This window comes from Amycolatopsis sp. NPDC058278 (assembly GCF_042881395.1).
GTDB lineage: Bacteria > Actinomycetota > Actinomycetes > Mycobacteriales > Pseudonocardiaceae > Amycolatopsis.
In genome coordinates, this window is record NZ_JBHVXZ010000001.1 from 41,201 (window position 1) to 59,727 (window position 18,527).

The 18,527-nt window shown below is 67.6% G+C and carries 17 protein-coding genes and 1 tRNA gene; 14 read left to right on the plus strand and 4 right to left on the minus strand.

All coding sequences use genetic code 11. From position 1 onward, the window contains the following. Positions 1–6: 6 nt before the first annotated feature. Complete coding sequence (locus tag ACFVYA_RS00205) at positions 7–711, plus strand: hypothetical protein (protein ID WP_387040573.1); 705 nt, start codon at positions 7–9, stop codon at positions 709–711. Between the two features lie 20 nt (positions 712–731). Here ACFVYA_RS00205 and ACFVYA_RS00210 read toward each other — a convergent pair whose 3' ends face one another. Together ACFVYA_RS00210 and ACFVYA_RS00215 are read right to left on the minus strand one after the other, a co-directional pair. Beyond that, a complete protein-coding gene (locus ACFVYA_RS00210; protein WP_387040576.1) occupies positions 732–1,430 on the minus strand; it encodes an HAD family hydrolase in 699 nt (232 codons plus the stop codon). Further along, on the minus strand, positions 1,427–2,269 hold the full coding sequence (locus ACFVYA_RS00215) for a GntR family transcriptional regulator (protein ID WP_387040578.1): 843 nt from the start codon (positions 2,267–2,269) through the stop codon (positions 1,427–1,429). The genes ACFVYA_RS00210 and ACFVYA_RS00215 overlap by 4 nt, the downstream gene beginning before the upstream one ends. 191 nt (positions 2,270–2,460) lie before the next feature. Between ACFVYA_RS00215 and ACFVYA_RS00220 the strand changes: the two genes are divergently transcribed. The 9 genes from ACFVYA_RS00220 to ACFVYA_RS00260 all read left to right on the plus strand — a co-directional run bounded on the left by ACFVYA_RS00220 (position 2,461) and on the right by ACFVYA_RS00260 (position 9,589). Then, a complete protein-coding gene (locus ACFVYA_RS00220) occupies positions 2,461–2,925 on the plus strand; it encodes a hypothetical protein (protein ID WP_387040581.1) in 465 nt (154 codons plus the stop codon). A gap of 527 nt (positions 2,926–3,452) precedes the next feature. Then, positions 3,453–3,755 (plus strand): hypothetical protein, encoded by a 303-nt coding sequence (locus tag ACFVYA_RS00225; protein ID WP_387040584.1) that lies wholly within the window; start codon positions 3,453–3,455, stop codon positions 3,753–3,755. Beyond that, positions 3,739–3,987, plus strand: a complete 249-nt coding sequence (locus ACFVYA_RS00230) for an AMED_5909 family protein (RefSeq protein ID WP_387040956.1) — start codon at positions 3,739–3,741, stop codon at positions 3,985–3,987. The genes ACFVYA_RS00225 and ACFVYA_RS00230 overlap by 17 nt, the downstream gene beginning before the upstream one ends. Positions 3,988–4,325: 338 nt before the next feature. After that, a complete protein-coding gene (locus ACFVYA_RS00235; RefSeq protein WP_387040587.1) occupies positions 4,326–5,885 on the plus strand; it encodes an FtsK/SpoIIIE domain-containing protein in 1,560 nt (519 codons plus the stop codon). Then, complete coding sequence (locus ACFVYA_RS00240; protein WP_387040590.1) at positions 5,882–6,271, plus strand: hypothetical protein; 390 nt, start codon at positions 5,882–5,884, stop codon at positions 6,269–6,271. Before ACFVYA_RS00235 ends, ACFVYA_RS00240 begins: the two co-directional genes overlap by 4 nt. Then, positions 6,271–7,905, plus strand: coding sequence for a replication initiator (locus ACFVYA_RS00245; RefSeq protein ID WP_387040593.1), 1,635 nt, complete (start codon positions 6,271–6,273; stop codon positions 7,903–7,905). Before ACFVYA_RS00240 ends, ACFVYA_RS00245 begins: the two co-directional genes overlap by 1 nt. Positions 7,906–7,924: 19 nt before the next feature. Continuing rightward, complete coding sequence (locus ACFVYA_RS00250) at positions 7,925–8,143, plus strand: excisionase family DNA-binding protein (RefSeq protein WP_043784237.1); 219 nt, start codon at positions 7,925–7,927, stop codon at positions 8,141–8,143. A gap of 94 nt (positions 8,144–8,237) precedes the next feature. Further along, a complete protein-coding gene (locus tag ACFVYA_RS00255) occupies positions 8,238–9,332 on the plus strand; it encodes a tyrosine-type recombinase/integrase (RefSeq protein ID WP_387040596.1) in 1,095 nt (364 codons plus the stop codon). Between the two features lie 77 nt (positions 9,333–9,409). After that, positions 9,410–9,589, plus strand: coding sequence for a hypothetical protein (locus ACFVYA_RS00260; RefSeq protein ID WP_387040599.1), 180 nt, complete (start codon positions 9,410–9,412; stop codon positions 9,587–9,589). 439 nt (positions 9,590–10,028) lie between these two features. Here the strand turns inward: ACFVYA_RS00260 and ACFVYA_RS00265 are convergent. Then, positions 10,029–10,099 (minus strand) — tRNA-Gly (locus tag ACFVYA_RS00265). Between the two features lie 110 nt (positions 10,100–10,209). On the opposite strand from ACFVYA_RS00265, the gene ACFVYA_RS00270 reads away from it, so the two are divergent. After that, positions 10,210–11,403, plus strand: coding sequence for an oxygenase MpaB family protein (locus ACFVYA_RS00270; protein ID WP_387040602.1), 1,194 nt, complete (start codon positions 10,210–10,212; stop codon positions 11,401–11,403). A gap of 23 nt (positions 11,404–11,426) precedes the next feature. Next, positions 11,427–12,008, plus strand: a complete 582-nt coding sequence (dcd, locus tag ACFVYA_RS00275; protein ID WP_387040604.1) for a dCTP deaminase — start codon at positions 11,427–11,429, stop codon at positions 12,006–12,008. Here dcd and ACFVYA_RS00280 read toward each other — a convergent pair. Further along, complete coding sequence (locus ACFVYA_RS00280) at positions 12,005–13,198, minus strand: FAD-dependent oxidoreductase (RefSeq protein WP_387040606.1); 1,194 nt, start codon at positions 13,196–13,198, stop codon at positions 12,005–12,007. The two genes, dcd and ACFVYA_RS00280, sit on opposite strands and share 4 nt — an antisense overlap. Positions 13,199–13,271: 73 nt before the next feature. Between ACFVYA_RS00280 and ACFVYA_RS00285 the strand changes: the two genes are divergently transcribed. Continuing rightward, positions 13,272–13,754 carry a MarR family transcriptional regulator gene (locus ACFVYA_RS00285; RefSeq protein WP_285987341.1) on the plus strand — a complete coding sequence of 161 codons (483 nt, stop codon included), beginning with the start codon at positions 13,272–13,274 and terminating at the stop codon, positions 13,752–13,754. Between the two features lie 105 nt (positions 13,755–13,859). Further along, positions 13,860–18,443 (plus strand): hypothetical protein, encoded by a 4,584-nt coding sequence (locus ACFVYA_RS00290; RefSeq protein ID WP_387040609.1) that lies wholly within the window; start codon positions 13,860–13,862, stop codon positions 18,441–18,443. The last annotated feature ends 84 nt before the right edge of the window (positions 18,444–18,527 follow it).

Consider the following 18,527-nt stretch of genomic DNA (forward strand, 5'->3'; position numbering starts at 1 on the left):
CTGCTCGTGGCCCAGGAGCAGGCCGATCAGGCAGCGTGTGGCGAATTGACCTGTTACGCGGCCTTGCCTTGGTTTGCCAAGAATGCAGTGGCTGACCTTGATCGTGTAATGACGATCGAGAAAGGCCTCCTGGTAAACCTAGACAAGTTGGCTGCTTGGAGTACGGATCGCGAAATTTGCAACTTTCAGCGAACAATAGTGCGCAGGTATCAGCGTTTCGCGTTTCCGGATGAATTTAGTAAGGGAATGTCGAAGTTGCGAAAAAAGGTGGCTTCCAGGCACGGCAAGCCTAATAGTGCGGAAGGAGTCCTCTTTTCCCGTCTTCGTCAGGTTAGAGTTGAACCGGATTCGTCGTGGGGTGAGGCGACCTTCTCTTGCACGTTTCACTTCATTCTTCCTGTCAGCACGCTGCCGAAGCTGCCGGAAGATCTCACAGAATCGAAGCCACTAGCGTCGGCTCGGACGTGGTTCCAAGGTAAATCTCGCAATTCATCTGAGATCGCGGAAAAGCTTCTGGGGGAAACTGATACCCAAGCTATTTCTTTTCTGTGGCATCGTTTGGCGGAGACTTGGATTTCTCAGCTTGTTGAACCGATCGGCGGATTCCTGGGCGGCAGTGCTGAAGTTGCCAGTGATGAAGAATTCTCGCTTGCTGATATGAACCGAACCGTGGCTCTTGATCTAGACTACTTGAGTGATCAAGATGCCTAGTTTTCGTATCCTATTGGATGTTAGCGAAGATCGGTTCGTCGAGTCTCTATTAGATGGGTTGCTAGTCCAGTAATCTCGTCGGTAATTGCGTCAACCTCGGCTGCAGCGAACTTTGCACGTTTGCCGCGTTTGTTGGCAAAGCCGATCGATTGCACGCCGGCTGCGCGGGCAGCGTCGATATCCGTGATCGAGTCGCCAATAAATGCGCATTTGTCAGGGGTGACGCCAAGCTCTGCGGCCCCACGATAAAGAAGATATGGGCTCGGCTTTAGTAGCCCGGCGTCTGGGCTGTTCCGCGCGGACACATAGTCGATTAACGCGCGGAGGTCGTACAGGTCGAGATAGGTATTGATAGCGGTTGTGCTGTTGTTGCTGACGATCGCGATTGGCCGACCGGAATCGTGCCATACGTGAATGAGTTCGTGCGCGCCTTCGGTAAGGGTTGCGCTAGAGATGGCCTCGATCTCGTGTGCAGTAAAGGTGGCTTCGACGTAACGGGCCTCATCTTCGCCAAGTGTTGCGGCGTAGCAGAAGACGTCGAATGGGTCGTCACTCGTTGCAACGGCCTCCGGTAGGTCGGTATACCCACCGTCTGCGAGCACTCCTCGGAGCTGATCGGCAACTGTGGATGCGGGGATGCCTGCGAAGACTGAGCAAACCGGGCCGTCGAAGTCGAGGAATAGAGCGCCTGCGCGTGCGAGCACATCGGCGGCTCTCATCGCTGGTAATCCGTGGCGACGCTGTTCCACAGGCTGTCGAACCATGTCTTGGCCTGGTCGACGTACTGGGAGCCGGTGGAGGTGTCGTCGTCGTTGATCGAGTGGTGGAAGAGGATCGCGTCTTTGCCCATGAGGTCGTAGATCGCCTGGGTCTCGCCGCCGAAGTTGATGACGTGCTCGCGGACCGGGTAGAAGCCGAAGAACGTCTCTTCGTTGTTGATCAGGTAGAGCTTGAACATCGGCGGTGCCGGGTGTACGCGGACCTGCGCCGTTGCCTTGTTGACCAGGCCAAGTTCGCCGAGCTCGGTCACCGAGTCGACGATGGCCAGGGTGTGACGCCGCATGATCTCTTCGGCGCGCTTCCGGAACAGTGGGCTGTCGGCGTGCTCGTCCACTGTGACCGGAAGGGACCACGGCTGGGTCGGGTCCGGCACCAGAAGGCGGACGGTGATCGACTCTGGCCGGAGCCGGCCGATGCGGATCTTGTCCAGTGGCTCGGTGATGACGCCGTGCAGGGTTTCGCCGGAGAAGCCGGCGAAGTCGATCGTGACGTCCTGGGCCTCGAAGGCGCGTTCGATGTGCGGTCGGAGGCCGACGGGACGTTCGGTGCGCTCTCGGACGAAGACCCCGCTGCCCTGGCGTGAGACGATCAGGCCCTCGTCGCGGAGTTCACGGATGGCGTTCTGCACGGTCATCGGCGCGACGTTGTACGTCTTCGCGAGCTCGTTGCGCGATGGCAGCTTGTCGCCCGGCGTGAACTTCCTGGTCAGGATTGCTGCGCGTAGAGCGTTCGCAACCTGCACGTAGGGCGGCCTCGGGTCATCCGGGTCGAGTGCCATGTGTGCGTCCTTCCTTGACTGGTGCCCAAGGCACGAGTCAAGTCTCCCCGACCCGACGCGAGCCTGTCTAGGCGACCTAGCGGCCTAGACCGTTTTCGTCTTGCTTGACTTGGCTAGCCAACCTGGCTAACCTGACCATGTCAGCCACGATAGGCAGCGCCGAGTGAGGCGCCTGACCAGGGAGAACCGACATGGCAGTACCGCGCGGAACGCGCTTCGAGATCGACCACGACGCCGTGTTCCCGGCGGGGGCGGCGATCGTTGGCCCCGTCACCCCGGACATGGAGTACGTCTCGAACGAGGACAAGGCCCGGGGCAAGCAGCCCAAGCAGAAGATCGACGAGCAGACCGGCCTTCCGCAGTGGAAGGTCACCGTGACCGACCCGTCGGCGGAGAAGGACCGCGACAAGTCGGCCACGGTCACCCTGCTCGACCGGGTCCAGCCCGTCCCGCCCCCGGCCGCGATGGAGGGGTTCGACTTCCGGCCGGTCGTGTTCGAGGGCCTGACGGTCGAGGCCCGCGTCATGGGCGAGAAGTTCAAATACCAGGGCTGGGCGCTGCGGGCCACCGGGATGCGGGAGCCGGGTAGTGGTGCTGGCTCGAAGCAGGCCGCGAAGACCCCGGCCGGCCAGAGTGGTCAGCAGAAGGCCGCGTGATGGCGGGGCGGCCGTCGCGTGAGGCGGTCGCTCGGTGGAACGAGGCGTACGCGGAGCAGACGTCCGCACTGTTCGCCGCGATGAGGTCAACATCTGACGATCTGGCGGCAGTGCGGCGTCTTGCTCACGCCTACCACGCGGTCGCGGTGGCGTGGCGCGCCTTGTCCGCCGATCTCGCTGCCCCGTTATGGGCGCGGCACGCGTCGGCCGTGGCGGCTGAGGAGTTCGAGCGGCGGGCGCGCATGGAGTTCGACCGCGCCGACTCGGCCCAACGACCAGGGGAGATCACATGAGCCGGTGGGAACGGATACGGGCTTGGGAACTGGCCTACGCGCGATACGCGGGCGCGTCGGATGTCGACTTGCCTCCGGTGTCGCGGGCGGTTGCCGCAGCTTGGCGTGATCTTGCGGCCGAAGTTCCGTTACCGGCCTGGGCGCGGGCGGCCGTCATCTCCGCTGCTGAGGCATTCGAGATTCAAGCCGACAAGTGGGACACCCGCCTGCGGCGTGGGGAAAGTGTTCGGGGACATGGCGTACGACAAGAAGCGGGACGCGGTGAAAGCCGGGTGGGACGGGTTCGGCGTGACGTGGATCGTCGGGTCGGAAGCGGAACTGACGGTCGAGGAGACTGGTTCGGACCCGACGCATCCGCCGATGTTGGTGCTCGCGGGGGCGCCGTGCGTGGTGATGCTCCGGCCGCCGGACGACCCGGCGATGTGGCCAGCGTGCGTGAGGTTCCTTCGTCAACTCCGCGACGGCGCGGAGGACATGGCGGCACTCCTCGAAGCCCGCGCGACGGATCGGCTGGTGCGTGATGAAGACGCCGGATAAGCCGCGCACCCTGCGGGACGCGCACGAGATCGCGACGGATCGTCGCCCGGCACCGGACGCGAATCCGTCCGTGTGGCTGGCATTTCGTCAGGCGAACGCGCGGATGTACGAGACGGTTGCCGATGTCGACCGAGGCCACCACCACGAAGCCCTGTACTGGGCGGACTACGAACGACGTCAGGCAGGGGAGGTGTCGGCAAAGATCCAGGGCAGCAAGTCGAAGCCTGAATAGTGCCGTGTAGACGAACAAGAAGTCAACGATAGAAGTAAAAAACGCACGCTATGACGTGCGGCGATGAAACGCGTCCTCGTGAGGGTGACGCGGAACCGTAAGGCGCAGAAGCGGAAACTCGGCTACCAACCATGCCGCTCCTGCGCTGTCCACAACCGCGAGGTGTGAACAATGCAGACGCTAGACGATGACAAGCAACCATCGCCAGTGGGGGTCACCCGCTCGCGATGCTCGGAATGCAAGCGGTTCGCTCGGCTGCTGCCGGGTGAGACGAAGTGCGCCCCTTGCTTGGGTGCGTTGCCGCTGGATCTCTCGGCAGTGCTGGGTGGTGGTCGGCGATGACCTCTCCCGGGATGCTGGTGATCGCTCTGGCCGGCCTCGGCCTCGCCGTGTGGGTGCTGGCCAAGATCGGACGGGCCTTGGCGTCGATGGCTGAGGCGCTCGCGGCGATGGTGGTCGTGTTCGTCGGCCTGTGGTGGGCCTGCAAGGTCGTGTTCTGGCTGTTTTCGCAGGTCGTGATCCACTGGCGCACCAGCTTGACCGTGATCGCGGTCTATCTGTGGTGTGTGTGGATCGGCTGGATCTGGCTCGTGGTCAACCTCGGCGGCCTGGCGCTGATTCTCGGCGTGTGGCGGCTGCTCGACGTGACCTCGTTCGACCAGTGGTGCGGCCGGCCGTTGCGGTCGTGGTGGCTGCGCTGGGCGGTCTACCACCTCAAGCTTCCATGTTGGCTGCACGCCTGCGGCCTGAGCGTCCGGGACACTGCGCTGCCGGTGGAGGTGACCGTGAACCTGGTGGGGCGTCGCAAGGCGTCGCGGGCGACGGCTCGGCAGTCTGGGGTGCAGGTCCCCAAGGTTCTCGGCGTCCGCTCCGGCCCGTCCTGGGATGAGGTCCGGGTGCAGCTCGTGCCGGGCCAGAAACCGGAGGACTTCGACGACGCTGCCCGTGCGCTGGCGTCGGCGCGGAAGGTCGCGCGGTGTCAGGTGCGGGAGCTGGAGCCGAACGTGGTGTCGGTCGACTTCCAGCGGCGGGACCAGCTGGCGGCGCTCGTGCCCTCCCCGGCCGTTCCTGACCTGGTCGCGGTACAGGAGTCCTCGGTGGACCTTCGTCGTGTCTGGGCCGGGCGCACGGAGTACGGCCACGACTGGCGGGTGCCGCTGCTCGGCTCCGGCGCGCATTGCCTGACCGCTGGCGCCTCGGGTGCCGGGAAGAACTCGGTGATGTGGTGCCCGCTGGTGTCGGCGGCCCCGGCAATCCGGTCCGGGCTGGTGCGGATGTCGGGGATCGACCCGAAGGGCATGGAGCTGGCTTACGGACGGGGGATCTTCTCGCGCTACGCGGTGTCGGGGAAGGACGCGCTTGAGGTGCTGGACGGGCTGGTAGAGGAGATGGAATCGCGGAAGCGGGAGTTCGCCGGGCGGGTCCGCACGATCCCGCTGTCCACGGAGTACCCGCTAGAGCTGCTGGAGTTCGACGAGATCGGCGCGCTGACCAAGTACACCGACCGCAAGACCCGGGAACAGATCGTCGAACGGGTGGCGCTGCTCAACACCCAGGGCCGCGCCTTGAACATCTCGGTACGCGGCTATGTGCAGGAGCCGACCAAGGACACCGTGCCCGTGCGGGAGCTGTTCACCCGGCGCGTCTGCCTCCGGGTGACCTCCAAGACGCACGTCGGCATGGTCCTCGGCGATGGCGCCTATGAACGGGGAGCGTGGGCCAACCGCATCGGAGACAGCGAGGCCGGGGTCGGGTTCGTGTGGGGCGAAGGCATCCGCGAACCCCTGCGTATCCGCGCCGGGTGGGTCTCCGACGAGACGGTCAAGGCGCTGGAGCACTACGTCACCAACGGCGGCGTAGCTCGGCCCGTGCTCGGCGGCGAGGGGGTGGCGGCGTGAACACGACCATGGTCTTCCTCGACGCGATCCGGGATCACCTCGACTTGCACGTGTTGGGTCCGGTGGCGTCGGTGAACGTGACGTCTGGCTCGGACCCGATCTGGGTGCAGCTTGGTGCCCGTCGGGTGCTGTCCGAGGTGGCGTCGGCGCTGGTGACGTGGGCCGAGACGCTGGATGAGGTCTCCGCGCAGATCTGGCGGACACCCGCTGGAACGTCGGTGCATCTGATCGTCAGCGGCCGGATGCCCTGCGGGGTCCCGGTCCGCGTCTACGGCGCGGTCGACTTCTCCGAGGATCTGTTCCCGGACCTGCCCGCCGGGTCGCGGCAGGACATGCCCGTGTTCGTGCTCCGGCAATGGTCCCGCTCCGGGGAGGTGGCTGCCTGATGACTGACCAGGGACAGGCCCAGCCGGCCACTGCCGGGACGCGGGCCGAACGGATGCGGGCACCGCTGGCGGCCGACGTCATTCGGGCGACGGCGGAGAAGCACGGCGTTTGCGTCCGCCCCTTCACCATGGAGGTCGGCGACACCGAGACCGGCGAACTTCGCTACATCCCGGTGCCCTGCGGCTCCACTGTGGAGTCAGTGTGCCTGCCGTGCGCTCGGAAGGCGAAGGCGCTTCGGCAGGCCCAGTGCCGCGAGGGCTGGCACCTGACCGAGGAACCCAACCTCATCGCCGAGCTGCCGTCGGAGGATCACAAGGAGCTCCTGACCTACCGGGCGGACCTGGTGGCGGCGTATCGGGAGGTTGTCGAGCACGACCAGGCCGAAGCCGAAGAGCTGAGGGAGGAGGTCGCCGGGGTCGATGCGGAACTTCGGCAACTCGGGATGCGGGGCCGGCTGCCCGCCCTCGACGTCCCGACCAAACGGGCCGTGAAGCGGTCGACCCGTCGTCGGCAGGACGCGCCGAACCTGCCCCGGCAGAAGGTCGCGAAGACCACCGTGGGCAGGGAGTACGCGGGGAAGTTTCGGCCGTCCATGTTCGTCACGCTGACCTGCGACTCCTACGGACCTGTCCGCGACGGTGCACCGGTCGACCCGTCGCGGTACGACTACCGGCGGGCCGCTCGGGACGCGGTGCACTTTTCCGCGCTGGTGGACCGCTGGTGGCAGAACCTCCGTCGAGTCGTCGGCTGGGACGCGCAGTACTTCGCCACCGTCGAACCCCAAAAGCGGACCGCTCCGCACCTGCACGCAGCGATCCGCGGTGCCATCCCGCACGACGTCATCCGCCAGGTCACCGAAGCCACCTACCACCAGGTCTGGTGGCCCAACCACGACCAGATCGTCTACGTCGATCGGCTGCCAGTCTGGGACCCGGACACCCGCGCGTTCCTCGACCCGGACACCCGAGAGCCGCTGACCAGCTGGGACGACGCGGTGGAAGAGGTGGAGGTCCCGGCGCACGTGGTGACCTTTGGGCGGCAGGTGCACTCCAAGGGCATCCTCGGCGGGACCGAAGAGGCCGGCCGCCACATCGGCTACCTGACCAAGTACCTCACCAAGTCCACCGGCGAGGTGGTCGAGGCGGACACGGCGCGGCTGCGGGATCACCACGACCGGCTGCACGCCGAACTGTCGGTCACCCCGTGCTCGCCCCGGTGTGCGGTCTGGCTGCTCTACGGGATTCAGCCCAAGGGCGCGGGCAGCAAGACCACGCCGGGGCACTGCAAGGGCCGGGCTCACCGCCGCACCACGCTCGGGCTGCCGGGGCGGCGGGTGCTGGTATCGCGCAAGTGGTCGGGCAAGACCCTCGACGACCACAAAGCCGACCGCAAAGCCTTCGTCACGCAAGCGTTGGCCGCCATTGGGATCGAGAAGCCACAACCGGACCCGGCCCGGCTCGTGTGGCGCAAGGTCGAGCCCGGAGACCCGCAGGTCCCGCCCCGGCCGCACCTGGTCATGCGGGCGATCGCCGAGCGGATCACGTGGAAGGCCGAGTACGACCGCGCGCTACTCGCGGCCGCCGGACCACCAGGGAGCGAACCGGAAACTTCGGCAACTCAGCAGGCTGCTTAGACCCTGGGGAGGGGATCGCATGGAAAAGAAGTACCTGACGGTTGATGAGGCGGCCGTCTACCTGAACACGGGGGTTCGGTTCGTGCGTCGGCTGATCGCCGAACGACGGATCGCGTTTCACAAGGCTGGGGTGCACGTCCGGTTCGCGTTGGAAGACCTGGAGAGCTTCATGCAGGCCGGCCGGGTCGAGCCGATCACGCGGGCGTCGGTCCGCCGGGACCTGGGAAGGGCGGCCTGACATGGCGAACAAGCAAGGGCATCGCGGTTTCGGGAATGTTCGGCAACTTCCGTCCGGGCGCTGGCAGGCACGTTATCCCGGCCCGGATGGGCTCATGCGGAACGCGCCGAACACGTTCAGCACCAAGCGGACGGCGGAACGGTGGCTGTCGGCAGTGGAAACACAGATCACGCAAGGCGAGTGGACCGACCCGGAACGTGCGAAGCGCAAGCTCGGCGACTACGCGGACCAGTGGATCGTTCAGCGTCCGGGACTTCGCCCGCGCACGGTCGAGCTGTACAAGTGGTTGCTACGTAAGCACATCGCGCCGGACCTCGGCGGGGTCGAGCTGGGCAAGCTGTCGACGGCGGTCATTCGCCAGTGGCGGGCGGACCGGCTGACGGCGGGCGTCTCGGAGTCGGTGACGGCCAAGTCGTATCGGCTGCTCCGGGCGATCCTGAACACGGCCGTTGATGAGGACAAGATCCTCCCACGCAACCCCTGCCGGGTCCGTGGTGCTGACAAGGAGAACCCTGACGAACGGCCGGTGATCACCGTGGCCCAGGTCTTCGACTTGGCCAGTCGGATGCCGGAGCGGTTCCGGGCGCTGGTCCTGCTCGCCGCGTTCGGGTCGCTGCGGTGGGGTGAGGTGACGGCGCTGCGTCGATGTGACCTGGCTGAGGACGCGTCGTGGGTGCGGGTGTCGCGGGCGATGGTCGAGGTTCCCGGCCGTGGGCTCGTCGTCGGTCCGCCGAAGTCGCGGGCTGGCGTCCGGACGCTGATCATCCCGACGGCTGTCCGGCCTGACCTCCTCCGGCATCTGGAGACCTGGGTCAAGCCGGAGCAGGACGCGCTGCTCTTCACAGGTGAGCGAGCTAGGCACGCGGTCCGCCGGCCGAATTTCAGCCAACGGACCCGGTGGACAGAGGTCGTGGAGAAGATGGGGCTCAAGGGGCTGCACTTCCATGACCTCCGGCACGCCGGGAACATCTGGGCGTCGAAAGCGGGCACGTCGACCAAGGATCTGATGGCGCGGATGGGTCACGACGACATGCGCGCGGCCCTGATCTACCAGCGCGCGACCAGCGACGCCGACAAGCAGATCGCGGACCGGCTGTCCAAGCTCGTCGACCGGCACCGCAAGGGCATCCCGCCCGACTCTGCAGAGGTAGGCGATGTCGAACGGCGGTCCGACGACAAGGACACATAACGATCGTTATAGCTGGTAGTCTGCGCGCCATGGGGTCACGACAGTCACGTGAGAAGCGGCGCCGCCGCCTACGTGCTGTGACCCTCGCGGTGCTCAGCGGCATGGCTGCGGGAGCCAGTGTGGCCGGCGGCTTCGCGGCGGCACCGACTGCGTTCCAAGTCGAGGCGCTCCTCGCCGCCGCACTCATCACGGCACTCAACGCTGGTTTTTCAGCATTACCACCGCCAGGTGATGCCCATAAAAAGGTCAGCGCCTAGCCTAGAGGGCTGCGCAAAAATCATGACCTCCTTGCTGTAGTTTGATGATTGGGCAACTTTCGTCGTAGGCGTGAAACTATCGACAATCGTCGTGCTCGCTGGTCTGACCTGGGCTTATGTGACATGGCGGGGGCGCGAGGCGCTAACTTTGACACGTGTCATGCGAATCAAAATTTGCAAGCGGTTTTTAATGTAGAAACAATTTATTGTAACTTCGATCGCGGTATTCATTGACACTTCACGTAGACGCGAGTCCCGGGTGCAGTTGGTGTCCAGGTAGGTCACTGCTGTCGGCGGGCGTGGAGATGCAACAGGGGTTCGTGTCGGGGGTGCTCGGGCATCAATGGCACGCTAATGGCACATGAACCGACCCGACCCGGTACGAGCAGAAGCCCCAGGTCCACAGTAGACACCGTGTGACCTGGGGCTTCTCTATGAGAGCGGATGACGGGAATCGAACCCGCGTATTCAGCTTGGGAAGCTGATGTTCTACCATTGAACTACATCCGCAGTGCGTCGCCAGCATACACGGCATCGTGATCCCCCTGTCCAGTGCCCTCCTCCTTGACTCGCGCGCGTCATGTGACAACACTTGTTGTCGACTGGCGGAGGTGAGCGGCATGGACGAGCCCGAGCTGTTCCGGCAAGGCGGGTTCCGGCTGGCCCAGCGGCTGTTCATCGAAGGTGACATCCGGGGTGACGAGCGGCAGGTCGCGCGCCTGCGGGAGTTCGCCCAGGTGCAGGACCGGCTCGCCGACGACGTCGTCGCCTGGATGGCGCAGCAGCCCAAGGGGCAGGGGCGCGCCCTCTTCGAAGACGCCCTCGTGAACCGAAGCAGCGCGACCGGGCCGCTCAAGGACTTCTTCGACCAGGTCGACGCCAAGCCCTACTGGGTCGACGACGAACGGCTCGAGCGGGGCGCGAAAGCCATCACGCGGGCCGGGCTGCTGGGGCTCTTCCCGCTGGGAGACATGTCGCTGATGGGCGGCTACCTCGCCTCGCGGGCCACGAAATCCCTGGTCGGGACCGGGGAGATCGAATACAAGGCCACCCGGAGGCTGGTCGAGACCGCCGCCTGGTGGATCGACGTCACCACGCCCGGTGCCCTCAAGCACGGTGGGAAGGGGTACGCCTCCGCGCTGCGGATCCGGCTCGTGCACGCCCACGTGCGCGCCGCCATGAATCGGCGGGACGACTGGGACTACGCCGCCTGGGATCGGCCCGTCAACCAGGTGCAGACCGCCGGGACGCTGCTGCTCTTCTCGCTCGTCTACGTCTTCGGCACGCAACTGCTCGGCCTCCGCTACTCCGCCCGTGAACGCGGCGACATCCTGCACCTCTGGCGCTACATCGGCTGGCTCATGGGCGTCGACGACGAGCTGCTGCCCGCCTCCGAAGAGGACGCCTGGCGGCTGCTGTGGCTGCTCGCCGCCACCGAGTTCATCCCGGACGACGACTCGAAGCGGCTCGCGAAGGCGTTGATCGAGGCCAACGCCGCCGTCGGCGAAGGGCGCGGGGCCGTCGGGAAGGTGCTCTCGCACGTCTCCGTCGCCGTGCACTCGTCGATCAGCCGGCTCGTGCTCGGGAAGACCAACGCCGACTTCCTCGGGCTGCCGAACGATCCCGTCGCGCAGGCCGCGATCGTCGCCGTCGCGGGCGTCAACTTCGCCGCCGAGACCGTGCGGCGGTTCATCCCGGGGGCCACCGCGCTGCAGGAACGGATCGGGCAGGCCGGGCGCCGCGGGTACGTGAAGCGGCTCGAGAAGATCTTCGCGCCGGACACGACCTACGCGCAGCACATGCGGGCGGCCTGAACCCACCGGATAGGCTTCGGGCCGTGCTGCTCAGTGACCGTGACCTCCGCAAAGAGCTCGACGCCGGCCGGCTCGGCATCGACCCCTTCGATGCCGGCATGGTCCAGCCGTCCAGCATCGACGTCCGGCTCGACCGGTTCTTCCGCGTCTTCGACAACAGCAAGTACACCCACATCGACCCGCAGCTGCAGCAGGACGAGCTGACCTCGCTGGTCGAAAAGGAGGGCGAGGAGCCCTTCGTGCTGCACCCCGGCGAGTTCGTGCTCGGCTCGACGTTCGAGCGCGTCGCCCTGGCCGACGACCTCGCCGGCCGGCTCGAGGGCAAGTCGTCGCTCGGCCGGCTGGGGCTGCTCACGCACTCGACCGCCGGGTTCATCGACCCCGGCTTCTCCGGGCACATCACCCTGGAGCTGTCGAACGTGGCGAACCTGCCGATCACGCTCTGGCCCGGCATGAAGATCGGCCAGCTGTGCATCTTCCGGCTCTCCAGCGCGGCCGAGCACCCGTACGGCTCCAGCGAAGCCGGGTCCCGCTACCAGGGGCAGCGCGGTCCCACCCCGAGCCGGGCGTACAAGAACTTCCACCGCGTGGACACCTGGCGTTAATTCCGGACCTTCTCGTTCCAGTCGATGTGGTGGTTCCACATGAAGGCGTTCGGGTCTTCGTCGAACGGCTTCGAGAACGCCCGCTTGATGAAGAAGTCGCGGACGACGCGGCCGACCGGGCCGATGACCTTGGTGTCGCCGTTGCGCTTGCCGGCCGCGACCACGGCTTCGACGCGCTCGCGCCGCAGACTTTCGTAGGTGGCGAGCGCTCGGGGGATGTCGGGCACGTCGCGAAGGCATTTGCCCAGCGTGACGGCGTCCTCGATGGCCATCGAGGCGCCCTGCCCCGCCGCGGGTGACGTCGCGTGCGCCGCATCGCCGATGATCACCATGCGGCCGCGGTGCCAGACCGGGACCGTCGGGAAGTCGTACGTCGGCCAGGCCGGGTAGATCTCCCGCGTCGCGCGGATGATCTCGGCGGCCGGGGTCCGGTCGCGGGCCACCAGGTGCAGGAGCTCGGTGCGCAGCTTCTCGCCGGCGAGCGTGGCCAGCTCGGACGCGGTGGGTTCGGTCTTGCGGGCCGGGTTCGCGAACCACCAGACGCGGCCGTCCGTGCTGATGACGTGGCAGAAGAACACGCGCTTGCCGAAGACCATGTTCAGCACGCCCGGCTCGTCGGGCAGGTCCAGGCCTTCGGCGAACCCGCCGGTGTTCAGCAGCGGGACGTACCGCGGTGACGGCGCGTCCGGGTCGATGATCGTGCGGACGCGGGAGCGGAGGCCGTCGGCGCCGATCAGGAGGTCGCCCTGCGCGTGCGAGCCGTCGGAGAAGTCCGCTCTGACGTGCGTGTCCGTCTGGCTCGCGCCGATCAGGCGTTTGCCGTACTCGACGCGGATGCCGCGCCGCGCGGCCTCGTCGCGCAACGCCACGTAGAGGTCGGAACGGAGGACGGTCTGGCTCACCGTGCCGTCCGGGAGGGCGCCGCCCAGGGGGAATTCGGCGAGCCGCGTGCCGTTGCCGAGCCCGATCGACATCCGCGGTGAGTCGAAGCCCGCGCTGCGGACGACGTCCTTGAGGCCGAGCGGGAGCAACGCGTCCAGGCCGTTGACGGCCAGCGTCAGGAACGCGCCGACGCCCTCGGCACCGCGGTCGTACGCCTCGAACAGCAGCGGCTCGTGCCCGGCTTCGTGCAGGGCGATGGCCGTGATCGTGCCCGCGACGCCGCCCCCGATGATCAGTGCCCGTGTCATGTGTTTCGACCCCTCGAATGTCTTAGAAAGTAATTCGTTCTGTCGAACTAAAGAGTGGGCTAGGCTGGTCGCCGTGTCAAGCGAGCGAACGAAACTCGTCGAAGAAGTCCTGCTCAGGTCGCGGGAGCTGTCGACGGAGACGGTCATGTTCCACACCGCGATCTCCGAGACCCGGGGGTTGTCGGCGGTGGAGAGCAAGGTCCTGGACTACCTCGCGCGCTTCGGGCCGCAGACGCCGAAGGATCTTGCCCGGCTGTCGGGGCTCGCGCCCGCTTCGGTGACGGCGATGATCGACCGGCTGGAACGCAAGGGGATCGTCAACCGCGAGCCGCACCCGGAGGACCGGCGCAAGATCCTCATCGCCCTGGACCTGCAGTCCATTGCGAGTGGAGTGCACCTGTGGGACCACCTCGTCAAAGGCATGTACGAGCTCTGCGACCGCTACACCGACGACGAGCTCCGGACGGTCATCGGGTTCGTCCAGGCCGCCACCGCCCTCACCCACGAGTCGACGGAGAAGCTGACCGGCTCCGGCGCCGGGCTCACGAACGAGTGAGTTTGACGGCGTAAAACCGGGTCTCGTGCCACGCTCCCAAGGTCGTCTCGGCCCCGGAGGTGGCGAGGAGTGCCGTTACCCGACAGACCGCTTCGCCCGATTCTCGTGCTGGTTCTGGTCTTCCTGGCCTCGGCCTTCGTGCCGTCGGCGGGTGCGGCCGCCGCGCCACCGTTCGAGGTGGGCTACGACGACGTGGTCTACGGCGACTTCGTCTATGCGGGCAACGGCGTCCTGCGCTGCCCGGTCGCTGCCGACAGCGCGCCGACGACCGGGACGGTCGCGACCCCCGCGGCGTGCGCGAACACCGCCGACCGCAAGGACACGCTCGCCAACGACGACTTCTTCATGCAGTGGGCCGACGTCGACGCCGACCCGGGCACGTTCGACTCGGCGAGCGCGTCGGTGGGCGTCCCGCCGGGAGCTCGCGTCGTCTTCGCCCGGCTGAACTGGGCCGGCAGCACCACCTGCGGTCCCTCGGCGGTCGCGCCGCCCGGAACGCCCGCGAAGCAGAACGTCCGGCTTTCCGTCGGCAGCGCGGAATCCGTGGACGTCGCGCCCTCGGGGTACGTCGAGGACGGCGGTTACTACTCGGCGCGCGCCGACGTGACCGGCCTCTTCGCGAAAGTTCCTGCCGTCTTCGACGTGACGGTCGGGAACGTCTGGGCTTTGCGGGGTTTCGACTGCGCGGGCGGCTGGTCGATCGCGCTCGTCTACGCCTACCCGGAGCGCAACGCGGACTACGCGCCCAACAAGCGCAAGGTGGTCGTCTACGACGGCCACGTCCGGCAGACCGCCGGCGCCCCGGCGGCGGAGGCGACGATCACCGGCTTCCGCGCCGCGGCCGCCGACGCACACCTCGGCGTCACGGCCTACGACGGCGACTGGGGCGCGTCCGGCGACCAGTTCCTGGTCGACGGCACCCCGGCCGCCGAGCCCGCGACCGGCGGCACGGCCAATTTCTTCATCTCCAACGCCGAAACCGCCGCGGCGCCGGGCGCGAAGAACAACTTCAGCGTCGACGCGAAGGCGTTCAACGTTGACAGCATCCCCGCCGGCGCGACGAGCACGAAGCTCGGCTTCGTCACCAGCGGCGACGCCATCCTGGCGCAGAACCTCGCGTTTTCGGTGCCGGTGCCCGAACTCCAGATCGCGGTGCGCGCCACCCGGCCGAAGGCGCACGCCGGTGAGCCGGTGACGTTCGCCGTCGTCGTGACCAACCCGGGCGACGTCCCGGCGTCCGGGGTCGAGGTCGCCGACCCGGCCGTCCCGGGCTGCGCCAAACCGCTCGGCACGCTCGCCCCGCATCAGACGGTCAGCTACACGTGCACCGGAACCGCACCGCCCGACGACTTCACGAACACCGCGAAGGCGACGGGCACGAGCGCGCTCGGCGACGCACTCAACGGCGTGGCAAGCGCCCCCGTCGACGTCCTGCACCCGGCGCTGGGCATGACGAAGACGGCCGACCGGCCCGCATACCGCGCCGGCGACGTCGCGACGTTCACGATCAAGGTCACGAACACCGGCGACACGGGGCTGTCCGGCGTCGAGATCGCCGACCCGAAGACGCCGTCGTGCGCTCTCACCGGAGCGCTCGCGCCGGACGAAAGCCGCACGACGACGTGCGCCGCGAAGGCGCCGATCGCCGACGGCGTCAACACGGCGAGCGCGGTCGGCACCGACGAGCTCGGCAAGCAGCTCACGGCGACGGCCGACGCGCCCGCGCCGACGATCGCGCCCGCGGTCGAGGTCACCAAGACCGCGGACCCCCCGGTGATCCACGCGGGCGACGCCGTCACCTGGACGGTCGCGGTGCGCAACACCGGCGACAGCCCGCTCGCACCGGTGAAGCTCACCGACGACACGACGTCGGCGTGCGCCCACACCTTCGCCGGCCTGGCCGCGGGTGCGACGCAGACGTACACGTGCACGGCGAACCCTTCCCGGACCGCGACGTCCCAGGTGACAGCGACCGGAACCGACCTGGCCGGCCGGCCCGTGACGGCCAGCGCGTCGGCGACGGTCACAGTCATCACCCCGGCGCTGACGCTCACGAAGGACGCCACGCCCGCCATCGCGCGCGCCGGCGACCCGGTCACGTTCACGGTGACGGCCGCCAACGCCGGCGACGCACCGCTGACCGAGGTGGCCGTGACGGACGACGTCCCGGCGTGCGCCAAGGCGATCGGCGCCCTGGCCCCGGGCGCGACGGTCACCTACACGTGCACCGCCCCAGCCCCGCCGGACGACTTCGCCACGACGGCCACGGCCACCGGCAAGGACCAGCTCGGCCGCGCGGTGAAGGTCACCGACGACGCGGCGGTGGACGTGATCCACCCGGCGGTCAGGCTGGCCGTGCGCGCGACACCGGCCCAGGTCCGCGAGGGTGACACGGTGACCTGGACGATCACCGCGGCCAACCCGGGCGACGTGCCGCTCACCGAGGTCACGGTCGCGGACGACCAGGTCCCGGCGTGCGCGAAGCGGTTCGGCGCGCTTCAGCCGCAGGCGCAGCAGGAGTACACGTGCACGACGCTCGCGGGCACGGCCGGCTTCGCGAACAAGCCGACGCTGACGGGCACGGACCCGACGACCCGCCCGGTGACGGCGGCCGCGGAGGGGGCGTTCGCGGTCCAGCACCCGGCGGTCGCGATCACGACCGAGGTGACGGGCGGCCCGTTCCGCGAGGGCGACAAGGTGCCGTTCCGGATCACGGTTCGCAACACCGGTGACGTGCCGCTGGCGAGCCTCCGGGTCACGGACGCGCAGGTCACCGGCGCGCGAGCCATGGGGACGGATGCCACGCACACGCCAGCCACGGCCACGCGAGGCACGGACGCGCAGGCCACCGGCCCGCGAGCCATCGACGGGCTACCTGCCGCAGCGTCGGGCACCGGCGCACGAGCTGCCGCCTCCGCCACCCAAAATCCGGCCGCCCAAACCCCTGCCGCCCAAACCCCGGCCACCCAAGCCCCGGCCACCCAAGCCCCGGCGACCCAGACCCCAGCCACCAGCTGCACCCAGACCCTCGACGGCACCCTCGACCCCGGCACCTCGCGCGACTTCGCCTGCACCACCACAGCCCCGGCCGACGATGTCACCCGCAGCGTCCGGATTGTCGCCACCCCACCCGTCGGCGCGGATGTCGCCGCGTCCGGCAGCGCCGCCGTCGACGTCATTCACCCCGCCGTTGCGATCAGCCGGACCGTCGACCCCGCCGTCGTTCGTGTCGGCGACGCCGTGACCTCGACCATCACCGTCGCCAACACCGGTGACAGTGCGCTCCAGGACGTCGCCGTCGTCGACGAGCGGGCCCCGGGCTGCGCCAAGTCCCTGGGGCGGCTCGAACCGCAGGCGAAACTCACCTACAGCTGCACCCAAGCCGCCGGTGAAACCGACTTTGCCGCTGTTGCCAAAGCCACCGGTACCGATGCCACGAATCGGCCCGTGAGCGCCTCCGCTTCCGCCGGTGTCGACGTCATCCATCCCGCGATCACCGTCACCAACGACGCCACGCCCGCGCGCGTCCGGCCCGGCGATGCCGTCACGTTCACCCTCGTCGTCACGAACACCGGTGATGTCCCGCTGACCGACGTGTCCCTTGTGGACAGCACTCCGGCGTGCGCTCAAACCATCGGCACCCTCCTCCCCGGCGCCCGGCAGCGCCGCTCTTGCAAGGTAGACGCCGGCACCGACAGTTTCGTGAGCTCCGCCACCGCAAACGGCACCGATCCGGTGAAACGCCAGGTCAGCGCGACCGACGATGCGGCCTACACCGTCCTGCACCCCGCCCTCGAGCTCACGCAGGACGTCCACGGCGGCCCCTTCCGCCCCGGCGACACCGTCACCTCCACCCTCACCGTCACCAACACCGGCGACGTCCCGCTGACCGCCGTCCACATCCAGAGCCGGTCCTGCGCCAAGACCTTCGACCAACTCGAAGCCGGTGCCACGCAGAAGTCCGACTGCGTCACGACCGCCCCGGCCGACGACGAAGCCAGGACCGCGAGGGCAACGGCGGACGCCCCGGTCGGCCCACCGTTGACGGCAGCAGACACCGACGAGATCGACGTCATCCACCCGGCCGTGAAGCTCACGATCGACGCGACACCCCGGACGGTCCGAGCAGGCGACGAAGTCACCTTCGCCGTCACCGCGCACAACACCGGCGACGTCCCGCTCACCGGAGTGTCCGTTGTGGACGAGCAAACGACCTGCGCGAACAAGTTCGACACCGTCCCGGCGGGCGCGGTCAAGACGTACACCTGCACCCGCAAAGCGCCCGGCGACGACTTCGCGCAAGCTCTCGAGATCACCGGAATTGATCCGAGTGGTCGCACGGTGCAATCAGTTGGTGACGCAAAAGTCGACGTAGTCCACCCTGAGATCGCCGTGATGAAAGACGCGGCTCCCTACGAACTCCGGGAAGGCGGCACCGTCACGTTTTCGATCCTGGTCAAGAACACCGGTGACGTCCCGCTCGCCGACGTGAGAGTCGTCGACGACCACACGCCGTCCTGCGCGCACACCGCGCCGGAACTGGCCGTTGACGCCGAAATCTCGTACACCTGCACAACGATCGCGGGCAAAGTTGGCTTCAGGAGCAAAGCAACCGCCACCGGTCAAGACCCGGCCCGGCGTCCGGTGACAGCGTCCGGCGAAGCGGCTTTCGTCGTTCGAATGAGCTGAATGGAGTAACGCGGAAGCGCCCGATTGCCTCGAAATCGATGCCTGTCACCGACGGAAAATGTGACCAGTGCGTTCGCGGGGTTC